Below are 12,818 nucleotides of genomic sequence, written 5' to 3' on the forward strand. Positions count from 1 at the left end.
ATTACTTGTAGTAAGTAAACTGACCGGACGCAAGTACGGCACTTTTTTTTCATGTTAGGTCGCTGTTTGCAGTTGTCCGCGGCGGATTTGGGCAAAAACTGTCCAATCTGGCAAAGGAGTGTTTCCAATGGGTGTCAAACTGGAGGCCAGTCTGTTTCCGGCGCGGGGAGGCGGGCTGTCGGATGACTGCCGGCAATGATCGAACAACTGTTTATCTATAGTCGCCGTGATGCAGTTGTCCAAGTGGCAACTTGCTGGCATGAAGAAAGTGTTGGGACATAACGAAAAAGCCCGGCTAATTGCTTAGCCGGGCTTTTTCATGATCTGGCGGTGAGGGAGGGATTCGAACCCTCGATACGGTTTCCCGTATACACACTTTCCAGGCGTGCTCCTTCAACCGCTCGGACACCTCACCAGATTCTCGACAGCGCTGTGTCTGTCGAGGCGCGCACTTTACTCAAAGGTTTTCCTAAACGCAAATGTTTTTTCAACGGATTCATCGGCTTAAGGTGAAAAGGCCGGCTCACGGGTAAACTGGGCCGCTACGAAGCGAAGGCGGATGCGATGGCGAGCTGGGACATATTCTGCAGCGTGGTCGACAACTACGGGGATATCGGCGTCACCTGGCGCCTGGCGCGGCAGCTGGCGGTGGAGCACAGCCAGGTGGTGCGCCTGTGGGTGGACGATCTGTCGGCGTTCGCCCGTTTGTGCCCCGAGGCCGACCGCCAGGCGGCTACCCAGTGGCATTCCGGGGTGGAGGTTCTGCATTGGCCCGAGGCCCTGGCGGAAAGCAGCGCGGCCGATGTGGTGATCGAGGCGTTCGCCTGCACCTTGCCTGCCACTTATATAGAGGCGATGTGCAGGCGCAGCGCGCCGCCGCTGTGGCTGAACCTGGAATACCTCAGCGCCGAAGCCTGGGTCGAGTCCTGCCATGGACTGCCGTCGTTGCAGCCGAATGGCCTGCAGAAGTTCTTCTACTTTCCAGGCTTCCGCCCGAACACCGGGGGACTGTTGCGCGAGTCGGACCTGATCCTGCGCCGCGATGCCTTCCAGGCCGATCCCGGGGCGCAGGCGCGATTCCTGGCGTCACTGGGCGTGCAGGTGGGCGATGCGGAGCGCCTGGTTTCGCTGTTCGCCTACGAGAACGCCGCGCTGCCGGCCTGGCTGGACGCGCTGGCGGACGCCGCTCAGCCAACCTTGCTGCTGGTGCCGGAAGGCCGGGTGCTGGGGGATGTCGAGCGTTGGGCGGGGCATGCGCTGGGTGTCGGGCAGGGTTTCTCGCGTGGGCGGTTGCGCGTGCAGGTACTGCCGTTCGTCCGCCAGGAGGATTACGACCGCCTGCTCTGGTGCTGCGACATCAACGCCGTGCGCGGGGAGGATTCCTTCGTGCGCGCCCAGTGGGCGGGACGGCCGTTCATCTGGCACATCTACCAGCAGGACGACGAGGTGCACCTGGAAAAGCTCGAGGCATTCCTGGCGCTGGCTGGCGAGACGATGGACGAGCCCTTGCGCGCGGCCGTGCGCGACTGCTGGCTGGCCTGGAACGGCCGGGGCGATCTCGGCGAAGCCTGGCGCCGCCTGGATACCATGCTGCCGCAATGGGCGGCGTGGATTGGCGATTGGCAGCGGCGCCTGAGCGAACAAACCGATCTTGCGGCGGGGCTGGTGCGTTTTTATACAAATTGGCTATGATACGACCCCTGTTTTTTGTCTCCAATCCAATCGGATAATCGTATGAAAACCGCACAAGAGTTTCGCGCCGGTCAGGTAGCCAACATCAATGGCTCCCCCTGGGTCATCCAGAAGGCCGAGTTCAACAAGTCCGGCCGTAACGCTGCTGTCGTCAAGATGAAGCTGAAGAACCTGCTGACCGGTGCCGGCACCGAGACCGTGTTCAAGGCCGACGACAAGCTGGAGCCGATCATCCTCGATCGCAAGGAAGTGACCTACTCCTACTTCGCGGACCCGCTGTACGTCTTCATGGACACCGAGTTCAACCAGTACGAGATCGAGAAGGACGACCTGGAAGGCGTGCTGACCTTCATCGAAGACGGCATGACCGACGTCTGCGAAGCGGTGTTCTACAACGAGAAAGTGATCTCCGTCGAACTGCCGACCACCATCGTTCGCGAAATCGTCTACACCGAGCCGGCCGTCCGTGGCGACACCTCCGGCAAGGTGATGAAGACCGCTCGCCTGAAGAACGGTGCCGAGCTGCAGGTTTCCGCGTTCTGCGAAATCGGCGACTCGATCGAAATCGATACCCGCACCGGCGAGTACAAGTCCCGCGTCAAGGCCTGAGCCTGAACCGAGACAAGAAAAAGCCCGGCATCTGCCGGGCTTTTTCGTTTCTGGCGTCTGGACTCAGACGCTGACGTTCAGGCGCACGTCGATGTTGCCGCGGGTGGCGTTGGAGTAGGGGCAGACCTGGTGGGCCTTGGCGACCAGGTCCTCGGCCTCGGCGCGATCCAGCCCCGGCAGGCTGATGTTCAGTTCCACTTCCAGGCCGAAGCCGCCCGGGATCTGGCCGATGCCGACCTTGCCGGTGATCGAGGCGTCCGCCGGGATCTGCTTCTTGCTCTGGCTGGCGACGAACTTGATGGCGCCGATGAAGCAGGCGGAGTAGCCGGCGGCGAACAGTTGCTCGGGGTTGGTGGCTTCGCCGCCCTGGCCGCCCAGCTCGCGCGGGGTGCTCAGTTTCACGTCGAGGATGCCGTCCGAGGAAACGGCGCGGCCGTCGCGGCCTCCGGTGGCGGTAGCGGTGGCGGTGTAGAGGGCTTTGATGGTTTGCATGGCGGTCTCTCCGATTGTCTGGCTGGTTAATATCTTGTGCACTAAGCAGTGCGTGAGGTGAAAGTTAGTTCTATTTAATTTAGTGCGCAAGATAAATTTCGGAAGATTTCGGACTAAAGAACGGTGCGATCTGGCATAAGCCCCGGATTACGGGGCTTGCAGCTGTTCGCGCAGCTCCACCAGTTCCTGCTGGAGGCGCTGGAGCCTCTCCAACGTTAGACGGCTGCTGGCGAGGATGCAGCCCGGAATGCTCTCCGCCTGTCGGCGCAGGTCGCGGCCCTTGTCGGTCAGCCGCAGCAGCACCACGCGTTCGTCGGCCTGGCTGCGGGTGCGGGTGATCAGGCCTTCGGCCTCCAGGCGCTTGAGCAGGGGGGTGAGCGAACCCGGGTCGGTGAGCATCCGCGCACTGATCTCGCCAACGGTGATGCCGTCGCCTTCCCACAGCACCAGCATGGCGATGTATTGCGGGTAGGTGAGTCCCAGCGCCTGCAGCAGGGGCTTGTAGACCTTGGTCATCTGCAGGGAGGTGGAGTAGAGGGCGAAGCACAGCTGGTTGTCGAGCTTGAGCGCTTCGCAGGTCGGGTCTGGCTGGGTCATCGCGCGTCTCCTGGGGGAATGCCCGAGATGAACAGATAATTGCGCATTAATTTAGCGCGATGGCTATTTGTTGAACAGCGACCACGCCGATTCCCGGCTGCGGACGCGATCCCTGCCTGCCGTCAGGCGCTGAAGCCGTCGACGATGTATTCCGCCAGCTTGTCGGTGACCGGCGTCATCCGGGGGCCGCGCAGCAGCACGATGCTGGCGTTGGGCAGCAGCGGCAGCCCTTCCTCTTCGCCCAGGATGCGCAGGTTGCCGGTCAGCAGGCTGCGCAGTTGCGCGGTCACCGCCAGGCCGGCGCTGGCCACCGCGAACAGCGCCGACAGGCTCGGGCTGCTGTAGGCGATGCGGTAGTCGATCTCCAGCGCCTCCAGGGCATTGCAGGCCCAGGCGCGGCAGAAGCAGGCGGTATTGAACATCGCCAGCGGCAGCGGGCGCTGCTCCTGCGGGCAGAAGCCCTCGGCGGCCATCCAGACGAAGGGTTCCTGGCGCAGCAGCTGGCCGATCTCAGTGCCGGGTTCACGGGTCACGATGGTCAGGTCGAGGTCGTTGCGGATCAGCAGTTGCGACGACGACTCGCAATGCACCTCCACCTGGACCAGCGGGTAGGCCTGGGCGAAGCGCGAGAGGATCTCCGGCAGGAAGCGCATCACGTAGTCGTCCGGCGTGCCGATCTTCACCGCGCCGACCATGTGCGGCTGGCGCAGGGTGTTGAACACTTCGCCCTGCAGCCGCAGGATGCGCCGCGCATAGCCCAGCAGCACCTGGCCCTCCGGCGTCAGCCGCACCTGCCGTCCTTCACGCTCGAACAGCACGCGCTCCAGCACGTCCTCTTCCAGGCGCTTCATCTGCATGCTCACCGCCGACTGGGTGCGGTTGACCATCTCGGCGGCGCGGGTGAAGCCGCCGTGATCGGCGATGGCGACGAAGGTGCGCAGCAGTTCGCTGTCGATGCTGGGGTAGCTGCTCATTCATCAATCTCCGAAATGGAATGCATAAGAATGATTCGTTGGATTGATCTTAGCGCTGGGGCGAGACTGCATCCAGACCCACATGGAGGGATGCGCGATGAAAGCTCAACCGGGTTTCGTATCGATGCCTTATCACATCCACCAGTCGCCGCTCGCACCGCTGTGGCAGCGTGCCCTGTACCGCGTGCTGCAATGGCGCGCGCAGGCGTACCAGCGCCGCCTGTTGGCTAGTCTCAGCGACGAGGCGCTCAAGGATATCGGCCTGAGCCGCGCCGATATCCAGGCGGAAATCGAGCGGCCGTTCTGGATCGATGCCTTGAAACGCTGAGCGCTACGGGCGGCACGCGGAAACGCGGTGCCGCCCGTCGTTGTAGCGGATAAACCACTTTGCCAGGGAATGCCCCATGCCTTCGAACTACCACCTCGCCCAAGTCAATATTGCCAAGGCCCGCGCGCCACTGGACCACCCCCTGATGAAAGGCTTCGTCGATCAGCTGGATCACATCAACCGGCTGGCCGAGGCCAGTCCCGGCTTCGTCTGGCGCCTGCAGACCGACGAGGGCGACGCCACCGCGATCCGTGCCTTCGACGACCCGCTGATCATCGTCAACCTGTCGCTCTGGACCTCCGTCGAGGCGCTGCGCGAGTACGTCTACGGCGGCGAGCACCTGGCCGTGCTGCGCGACAGGCGCGACTGGATGGAGAAGCTGCCGACCCCGAGCCTGGCGCTGTGGTGGCTGCCGGCGGGGGCGTTGCCCGACGTGACGATGGCGCGGCGCAAGCTGGAACTGTTGCAGGCGCAGGGGCCTTCCGCCGAGGCGTTCACCTTCGCCAGGCCCTGGCAGATGCCCGGGCGCGTCCCGGTATCGAGCTGAGTGATCGCGGCACTGTTTGGCGCTAGGCTCCAGGGTCTGTCCGATCGTGGAGTGAGTCGATGCCGATTGCCGAGTCGTTGTCCGTCAAACAGGCCCGCCGCCTGGCGCTGGCCGCCCAGGGGTTCACCTTGCGGCGGCCGGCCGAGGTGCAGCGCCGCCATGTCCGGGCGCTGCTGGAGCGCCTGGGCGTGCTGCAGATCGACTCGGTGAACGCCCTGGTGCGCTCCCACTACCTACCGCTGTTTTCTCGGTTGGGCGCCTATCCGCAGGCGATGCTGGAGGAGGCCGCCTGGAGTTCCGGCCGCCAGCGGCGCCTGTTCGAATACTGGGGGCACGAGGCCTCGCTGCTGCCGCTGGAACTCTATCCGCTGATGCGCTGGCGCATGCGCCGGGCGTCCGAGGGGCGCGGCATCTACCAGCAGCTCGCGCGTTTCGGCCGCGAACAGCAGCCGGTGATCCGCCGCGTGCTGGACGCCGTGCGCGACCAGGGCGCCCTGGGCGCCGGCAGCCTGAGCACCCGCGAGGAGCGCGCCGGTCCCTGGTGGGACTGGAGCGCGGAGAAACATGCGCTGGAGTGGCTGTTCGCCGCCGGCGAGGTGACGGTCGCCGGCCGGCGCGGCTTCGAGCGACTCTACGACCTGCCCGAGCGGGTGTTGCCGGCGTCGATGCTGGACGGCCCGGAACCGGACGAGTCCTGGGCGCAGCGCCAGTTGCTGCTGCATTCGGCGCGCGCCCTCGGCGTGGCGACGGAGAAGGACCTGCGCGACTACTTCCGCCTCGAACCGGCCGACAGCAAGGCGCGCCTCGCCGAGCTGGTGGAGGAGGGCGAGCTGCTGCCGGTGCGGGTGCAGGGCTGGCAGGCGCCGGCCTATTGCCCGGCGGACGCGGTGGTCCCGCGCAAGGTGAACGCCAGTGCGCTGCTGTCGCCGTTCGACTCGCTGGTCTGGGAGCGCGCGCGTACCGAGCGGCTGTTCGACTTCCGCTACCGCCTGGAGATCTACACGCCGCAGCACAAGCGCGTGTATGGCTACTACGTGCTGCCGTTCCTGTTCGGCGAGCGCCTGGTGGCGCGGGTGGACCTGCGCGCCGAGCGGGCGGCGGGAAAACTGGTGGTGCACGCCGTTCACGAGGAGGCGAAGGGGCTGGGTGAGGAAGACTGGAACGCGCTGGCGCGGCAGCTTGACGAGATGGCGAACTGGCTGGGGTTGGCGCGCGTGGAAGTGAATTGCCGGCGGCCGTCGGGCGTACGCCTGCAGAGGCTGCTGGCTGAGGTCTGAGACAGGGTGAGCCTCGCAAGGAGGCTCACCGGGTAGGTCACTTGCCGCTGGCGATGCGTTGGCGGATGTGCTCTGCGCGCTGCCTGGAGCCAGGGTGGGAGTCGAACATGCTGCTGTCGGCACCGCCGTCCAGCTTGGCCAGCTTGTCGAAGGCGCTGGCCAGTCCGTCGAGCTTGATGCTGCGCTTCTTCAGCAGGTCGAAGGAGTAGTCGTCGGCCGCCGATTCCTGGGACTGCGAGAACTGCGCGTTGATCAGCGCTTCGCCGATTTCACCCAACTGCGACTGCGACAGGGCGGCGACGGTGCTGTTGCCTGCAGAGGCCGCGGCGGTGCGCGCGGCGGAGGTAGCGTAGGCAGTCTGGGTGGCCTTCTTCACGTGGCCGAGGGCGACGTGGCCGATCTCGTGGCCGAGCACACCTTCCACTTCGTTGTCGTTCATCAGGTCCATCAGGCCGGAATAGACACGGACGCAGCCGTTGGCCATGGCGAAGGCGTTGACGTCCTTGGTGACGTAGACCTTGTAGTTGATCGAGGTGCCGGTGAGCGGATTGCCCAGGGCGGCGGCGATCTTGTCCAGACGCTGGGTGTAGGCGTTGGAGGCCGGGGCGATTTGCGCCTCCGAGTCCATCTTGGCGCAGGATTCATCAGCCACCTGCTTGATCTCGGCGTCACTCAGGGTGGCGGCCTTAATGGCCATCAGGCCCGATTGCGCGAGGCCGTCGGTGGACATGTTCTGGCAGCCGGTGAGCGCGGCGCTGGTGCCGATGAGCAGGATGAGGAGGGAGCGGTGCAGGTACATTGGGTTCTTCCTTGGATTGATGGGAGTGCCACGGGTGCGGGGGCCGCACGAAGGGCGCCCACTTTAGGAAGGCGCCCCGGCTGGATCAATTCAAGGACGGGCGTTTAGGACTTTTCTCAGGCCTGTATCGGCTTCAGCGACGCACCTGCTTCAAGGTTTCCGCGATCAGGAAGGCCAGCTCCAGGGACTGGTCGGCGTTCAGGCGCGGGTCGCAGTGGGTGTGGTAGCGGTCGCTCAGCCCGGCCTCGGTGATCGGGCGGGCGCCGCCGATGCATTCGGTGACGTTCTGCCCGGTCATCTCGATGTGGATGCCGCCGGCGTAGCTGCCCTCGGCCCGGTGCACCTCGAAGAACTGCCGCACTTCGGTGAGGACGCGCGCGAAGTCGCGGGTCTTGTAGCCGGTGGAGGCCTTGATGGTGTTGCCGTGCATGGGGTCGGAGCTCCACAGCACCTGCTTGCCTTCGCGCTGCACGGTCCGGATCAGGCGCGGCAGGCCGTCGCCGACCTTGTCGGCGCCCATCCGCACGATGAGGTTGAGGCGGCCCGGGTCGTTGTCCGGGTTGAGGATGTCGATCAGGCGGATCAGTTCCTCGCTGTCCATGCTCGGGCCGACCTTCACGCCGATCGGGTTGCCCACGCCGCGCAGCATTTCCACGTGGGCGCCGTCGAGCTGGCGGGTGCGGTCGCCGATCCACAGCATGTGCGCCGAGCAGTCGTACCAGCCGCCGGTCAGGCTGTCGCGGCGGATGAAGGCTTCCTCGTAGTTCAGCAGCAGCGCCTCGTGGGCGGTGAAGAAGCTGGTCTCGCGCAGCTGCGGCGCGGTGTCCAGGCCGCAGGCGCGGATGAAGGCGAGGGTTTCGTCGATGCGCGCGGCGAGCTGCTGGTAGCGCTCGGACAGCGCCGAGTTGGCGATGAAGTCCAGGTTCCACTGGTGCACCTGGTGCAGGTCGGCGAAGCCGCCGCTGGCGAAGGCGCGCAGCAGGTTCAGCGAGGCGGTGGACTGGTGGTAGGCCTGCAGCAGGCGTTCCGGGTCCGGCACGCGGCTCTTCTCGTCGAAGCCGATGCCGTTGACGATGTCGCCGCGGTAGGCCGGCAGGGTCACGCCGTCGACGGTTTCCTCGCCGGAGGAGCGCGGCTTGGCGAACTGCCCGGCCATGCGCCCGACCTTCACCACCGGGCAGCCGGCGGCGAAGGTCATCACCACGGCCATCTGCAGCAGCACCTTGAAGGTGTCGCGGATCTTCGCCGCGGAGAATTCGGCGAAGCTCTCGGCGCAGTCGCCGCCCTGCAGCAGGAAGGCGCGCCCGGCGGTGACCTCGGCGAACTGCCGGCGCAGCTCGCGGGCCTCGCCGGCGAACACCAGCGGCGGGAAGCCGGCCAGGGTGCGCTCGACGTCGCCCAGGTGCGCGGCGTCGGGATAGGCGGGTTGTTGCTGGATCGGCTTGCTTCTCCAGCTCTCGGGACTCCAGGGCAGGCTCATCGGTGGCTCGTTCGCGGCTATGGGCGGTGAACTCCCATGGTATCAGCTCGCCCCGCGCGCAGCGCGTCTTCAGTGCGCCGTCAGCGGTGCGCGCGGGCAGGTGCGCGGCAGGTCGCGGCGCAGTTCGGCGATGTGCTCGCCCACGGTGCGGCGATAGCTGTCCCGGTCCACGTAACAGGCCATGCGGTCGAGCGGCAGGTAGCGGTAGCCGCCGTCGATGCGCTGCCCGGCGAGCATCCGCTTCAACTGGCGGAAGCGCTCGGCGGCCGGGTTGCCCGCCGCCAGCTGGCGGATGTAGAGGGCGACCAGCTCGGCCTGTTCGGCGCGCCCCTGCCAGCCCAGGCCGGAGGCTTCGAGCATGCCGAGCATGAACAGGTCGTCGTGCTGCGGGTGGAAGGCGTTGAGGTACAGCTGCGGCGCGGCGCAGTCCGTGGGCCAGTTGAGCTGCGCGCGGTCGATGAAGGGGTAGTCCAGGCGGTAGCCGGTGGCGAGCAGGATCAGGTCGTATTCCCCGCACTCGCCATCGGCGAACGCCACGCGCTGCCCCTCCAGGCGTTGCAGGTCGGGGCGCGCGCGGATATCGCCGTGGGCGAGGTGGTGCAGCACCAGCGAGTTCACCACCGGGTGCGACTCGTACAGGCGGTGGTCGGGGTCGGGCAGGCCGTAGTCCGAGGGGCGGCCGATCAGCAGGCGCAGCAGCGCCGCGTCGAGCCGCTGCTTGAGCGGGCGCGGCAGGCGCAGCAGGTTGCCGAAGGTGTCGATCGGCCGGCCCAGGCAGAACTTGGGCAGGAAGTGGTAGCCGCGGCGCACCGAGAGGTCCACGGAACGCGCGCGGTGCACGGCGTCCACACGCGATGTCGCAGGCGGAGTTGCCGCAGCCGACGATCAGCACGCGCTTGCCGGCGAAGCAGTCGGCGCTGCGGTACTGGCTGGCGTGGAGGATTTCGCCGGCGAAGTCGCCGGGCAGCCGGGGCAGGTTGGGCGTGTGCAGGGCGCCGTTGGCGATCAGCACGCCGTCGAACAGGCCTTCGTGCACTTCGCCGTCGCGTTCGCAGCGCAGCCGCCAGCCGCGTTCCTGGCGGAGCAGGGCGGTGACCCGGGTGTTGAAGCGGTAGTGGCCGTGCAGGCCATGGTGCCGCGCGTAGGCCTGGAAGTAGCGCAGCACCTGCGTGTGGTGCGGATAAGGGGGGACGTCCGTGTCCATGGGGAAATCGTCGAACTGGGTCGTGCCCTTGGAGGAAATCAGGTGGGCGGAGTGGTACAGGGTGCTGTGGGGATTGTCGATGTCCCACAGGCCGCCGACGTCGCCGTGCAGCTCGAAGCCGGTGAAGGGAATGCCGTACTTCTGCAACTGGCGGGCGGCGGCGAGGCCGGCCGGGCCCGCGCCGATAATGGCATGCATGCTGGGTTGTGCCTCTTGGGCTGTTATTCTTGCGGCTTTCGGGCCTGGCTGCCGGTTCCTGGCCGCTCAGGCGATCCCTGCCTGTTTTCGAAGGATTATCACGTGCTTCAGCCCTCGCAGTTCAATGGCAAACCGCGCCGTCTGCGCATCCTGGCGGACCGCAATGTCACAGTCGCCCTCCCGGGAGCGCGGGCATGAACGAGCAACGCCTGATCGTCGAGGAGCGCGACGCGTTCGGTGTGATCCGCGTCGTGGAAAGCGGCGACTACCGCTACCTGGAGTTCGGCGACGAGGTCGAGCAGAGCTGCGTGCTGATGGACGATCCCTGCTGGCTGGAATACGACTACTCGCGCGCCATGCTGCTCGGCGCGCTGTGCCACGCGCAGCCGCGCCGCGCGCTGTTCCTCGGCTTCGGCGCCGGCAGCCTCACCCAGGCCTGCCTGAAGTACCTGGCGCTGGACGAGGTTGAGGCCATCGAGCTGCGCCCGGCGATCCCCCGGCTGGCCCGCGAGCACCTGGGGCTGAACGACGACCCGCGCCTGAACCTGCGCATCGGCGACGCGGTGCAGGAACTGGAGCGCTGCGAGCCGGCGGACCTGATCTTCCTCGACCTGTACACCGATACCGGCCCCGCGCCGGCGCACATCGCCTGGGACTTCCTCGGCGCCTGCCGCGAGCGCCTGCGCCCCGGCGGCTGGCTGGTGATCAACCAGTGGAGCACCGACGACGGACGTCCGCTGGGCGCCGCGCTGCTGCGCGGCCGCTTCAACCGCCATTACTGGGAATGCCCGGTGCCGGAGGGCAACGTGATCGTCTTCGTGCCCGCCGACCTCGACCAGGAGCTCAGCCTGCGCGGGCTGAAGAAGCGCGCCGGCAGCCTGGAGCCGGCGCTCGGCTACCCGCTGCGGACCTACATCGACTCGCTGCGCCCGGCGCAGTGAGCCGCCCTCAGGGAATCTGGTAGCTGAAGGCGAAGTTCAGGCGCGGGCTGCGCTCGTTGTTGTCCAGCGCGCGGTCGCCGAACGGCTTGGCCACTTCCATCGACACCAGGTAGTGCTTGCGGTTGGTCAGGCGCAGGCCGAGGGCCGCCGAGCCGAGCCGGGCGTCCGGCAGGCCGTCCTGGACGTAGTGGGTGCGCGCGGTGTCCACCACCAGGTAGGGCTGGACCTGATTGAGCACCACGCTTTGGCGCAGGAACGAATAGTTCACCTCGTAGGCCGCGCCCCAGCCCTTGTCGCCGCTGGCCTGGTCGCTCGGGTAGCCGCGGCCGAAGTTGCTGCCGCCGTAGGTGACCTGTTCCGAGTCGGGCAGCACGTCGTCGGTCCACTGGAAGCCGGCCGTGGCGACGCCTTGCCAGTGTGCGCCGAACTGATCCTGCTGGGCGCCGTAGCCGAGCACGCGGGTGAAGTCCTTGCGCACCGGCTCCAGGGTCTGCGCGCCCATGCCGTTCAGCCCCTGGTAGACCGCCAGGCTGCCGGCGCGCACGCGTTTGGCGGCGAACTGCTGGACCGAGGTATCCACGCCGACGACGCGCAGCTTGCTCTTCTGCTCGACGCGGTAGGGGATGTCCGGCACCACCAGGTCGTAGCGGCTGGTGTCGTTCACCGTGTAGCCGCGCAGGTTCAGGTCCCAGGTCAGGTCGCGGCGCAGCAGCAGCGGGATGCCGAACCCCAGGTTGAACCTTTCGTTCTCCCGCTTGCGGGCGAACTCCAGGCCGTTGGCCAGGCGCAGGTGGTCTTCCGGGCGCGAGTCGTACTGGCTGTAGCCGGCCAGCAATTGCAGGCCGTTGTCGCCCAGCAGCTGGCTGTAGTTCCAGGCGCGGTAGTGCTCCTCGTCTTCGCCCGGCGGGTAGAGGTAGCTGAATTGCAGTTGCTCGCCCCAGCCGAGCAGGGACATCGCGGTGGCGTTGAACAGGCCGCGCTGCTCGCCACGGCGCGAATCGAGGTTCATGCCGGTGGTGACGCGCTTCGCCGTGCCGGCCAGCTCCAGCAGCGCGCCGCCGTCGTTGGTGGTGGGCGGCTTGAGCGCCATCGCCAGCTGCAGGCCCGGTACGCGGCTCATCAGCACGCTGAAGCGCTCGAAACTTTCGCGGGTCAGCGGCCGTTCGGCCTTCAGGCGGGCGATCCAGCGGTCCACGCGGGCCTGGTGGGCGCCCAGCCCGCCGTTGCTGCGCACCTCCTTGATATGCCCCTCGACCAGCACGATGCGCGCGACGCCGCCGCGAAAGTCCTGGTTGGGCACGTAGGCGAAGGAGATGAAGAAGCCGTCGGCCTGGTAGCGCCGGGTGATGGCCTTGGCCGCCGCCACCAGTTCGCTGACCTGCACGGGCCGCCGGGTCAGCGGCTCCAGCAGCGGGCGCCAGGTGGCCAGCGGGTAGTGGCCGCCGCCGGCGATCTCGATGCGCTTGAGCTGGACGCGCTGCTGCAGGATCCGCCCGGGTTGCTCGGCCTCCGGCGCCGGCGCGCTGACCCTGGGCGCCGTCGGGCGGAGTTCGCCGCCGGGCAGGTTGGGGCGGGGCAGGGTCTGTTCGATGTCGGACCCGGGGAGCTGGATCGGACGTTCAGCCCAGGCGAAGGGGCTGGCCAACAACAGGGCGAGGGTGGCGAGTCTGCGCATCTGGC

At 66.9% G+C, this 12,818-nt stretch carries 12 protein-coding genes, 1 tRNA gene and 1 pseudogene; 6 read left to right on the plus strand and 8 right to left on the minus strand.

Going from position 1 to position 12,818, the window contains the following annotated elements; translation table 11 throughout:
- Positions 1-325: 325 nt before the first annotated feature.
- Positions 326-415: transfer RNA gene (locus tag AC3B6A_RS09805), tRNA-Ser, on the minus strand.
- Between the two features lie 149 nt (positions 416-564).
- Between AC3B6A_RS09805 and earP the strand changes: the two genes are divergently transcribed.
- Both earP and efp read left to right on the plus strand, forming a co-directional pair.
- Positions 565-1,692, plus strand: coding sequence for an elongation factor P maturation arginine rhamnosyltransferase EarP (earP, locus tag AC3B6A_RS09810; protein WP_488402363.1), 1,128 nt, complete (start codon positions 565-567; stop codon positions 1,690-1,692).
- 42 nt (positions 1,693-1,734) lie between these two features.
- Positions 1,735-2,301, plus strand: coding sequence for an elongation factor P (gene efp, locus AC3B6A_RS09815; RefSeq protein ID WP_488402365.1), 567 nt, complete (start codon positions 1,735-1,737; stop codon positions 2,299-2,301).
- 63 nt (positions 2,302-2,364) lie between these two features.
- Here efp and AC3B6A_RS09820 read toward each other — a convergent pair whose 3' ends face one another.
- The 3 genes from AC3B6A_RS09820 to AC3B6A_RS09830 all read right to left on the minus strand — a co-directional run bounded on the left by AC3B6A_RS09820 (position 2,365) and on the right by AC3B6A_RS09830 (position 4,364).
- Positions 2,365-2,793 (minus strand): organic hydroperoxide resistance protein, encoded by a 429-nt coding sequence (locus AC3B6A_RS09820; protein ID WP_488402366.1) that lies wholly within the window; start codon positions 2,791-2,793, stop codon positions 2,365-2,367.
- A 147-nt stretch (positions 2,794-2,940) separates the two neighbouring features.
- A complete protein-coding gene (locus tag AC3B6A_RS09825; RefSeq protein WP_488402367.1) occupies positions 2,941-3,390 on the minus strand; it encodes a MarR family winged helix-turn-helix transcriptional regulator in 450 nt (149 codons plus the stop codon).
- 122 nt (positions 3,391-3,512) lie between these two features.
- Entirely contained in the window at positions 3,513-4,364 is an 852-nt protein-coding gene (locus AC3B6A_RS09830; RefSeq protein WP_488402369.1) for a LysR family transcriptional regulator, read from the minus strand.
- A gap of 97 nt (positions 4,365-4,461) precedes the next feature.
- Between AC3B6A_RS09830 and AC3B6A_RS09835 the strand changes: the two genes are divergently transcribed.
- From AC3B6A_RS09835 to AC3B6A_RS09845, 3 genes are all read left to right on the plus strand, one after another.
- Positions 4,462-4,692: a DUF1127 domain-containing protein gene (locus AC3B6A_RS09835; RefSeq protein WP_488402370.1), complete on the plus strand. Its 231-nt coding sequence runs from the start codon at positions 4,462-4,464 to the stop codon at positions 4,690-4,692.
- Positions 4,693-4,768: 76 nt separating this feature from the next.
- Positions 4,769-5,239: a DUF3291 domain-containing protein gene (locus tag AC3B6A_RS09840; protein WP_488402371.1), complete on the plus strand. Its 471-nt coding sequence runs from the start codon at positions 4,769-4,771 to the stop codon at positions 5,237-5,239.
- A 59-nt stretch (positions 5,240-5,298) separates the two neighbouring features.
- Positions 5,299-6,516, plus strand: coding sequence for a winged helix-turn-helix domain-containing protein (locus AC3B6A_RS09845; protein WP_488402372.1), 1,218 nt, complete (start codon positions 5,299-5,301; stop codon positions 6,514-6,516).
- Positions 6,517-6,553: 37 nt separating this feature from the next.
- On the opposite strand, the gene loiP is transcribed toward AC3B6A_RS09845, so the two are convergent.
- The 3 genes and pseudogenes from loiP to AC3B6A_RS09860 form a co-directional block, all read right to left on the minus strand.
- On the minus strand, positions 6,554-7,315 hold the full coding sequence (gene loiP / locus AC3B6A_RS09850) for a metalloprotease LoiP (RefSeq protein WP_488402373.1): 762 nt from the start codon (positions 7,313-7,315) through the stop codon (positions 6,554-6,556).
- Positions 7,316-7,448: 133 nt separating this feature from the next.
- Positions 7,449-8,795: a class II 3-deoxy-7-phosphoheptulonate synthase gene (locus tag AC3B6A_RS09855; RefSeq protein WP_488402375.1), complete on the minus strand. Its 1,347-nt coding sequence runs from the start codon at positions 8,793-8,795 to the stop codon at positions 7,449-7,451.
- Between the two features lie 69 nt (positions 8,796-8,864).
- Positions 8,865-10,197, minus strand: a pseudogene (locus AC3B6A_RS09860) (flavin-containing monooxygenase).
- A 194-nt stretch (positions 10,198-10,391) separates the two neighbouring features.
- Between AC3B6A_RS09860 and AC3B6A_RS09865 the strand changes: the two are divergent.
- On the plus strand, positions 10,392-11,138 hold the full coding sequence (locus tag AC3B6A_RS09865) for a spermidine synthase (RefSeq protein WP_488402376.1): 747 nt from the start codon (positions 10,392-10,394) through the stop codon (positions 11,136-11,138).
- Positions 11,139-11,145: 7 nt separating this feature from the next.
- On the opposite strand, the gene AC3B6A_RS09870 is transcribed toward AC3B6A_RS09865, so the two are convergent.
- Positions 11,146-12,813, minus strand: coding sequence for a ShlB/FhaC/HecB family hemolysin secretion/activation protein (locus AC3B6A_RS09870; RefSeq protein WP_488402378.1), 1,668 nt, complete (start codon positions 12,811-12,813; stop codon positions 11,146-11,148).
- Between the last annotated feature and the right edge of the window lie 5 nt (positions 12,814-12,818).

Source organism: Pseudomonas sp. B12(2026) (assembly GCF_057767015.1).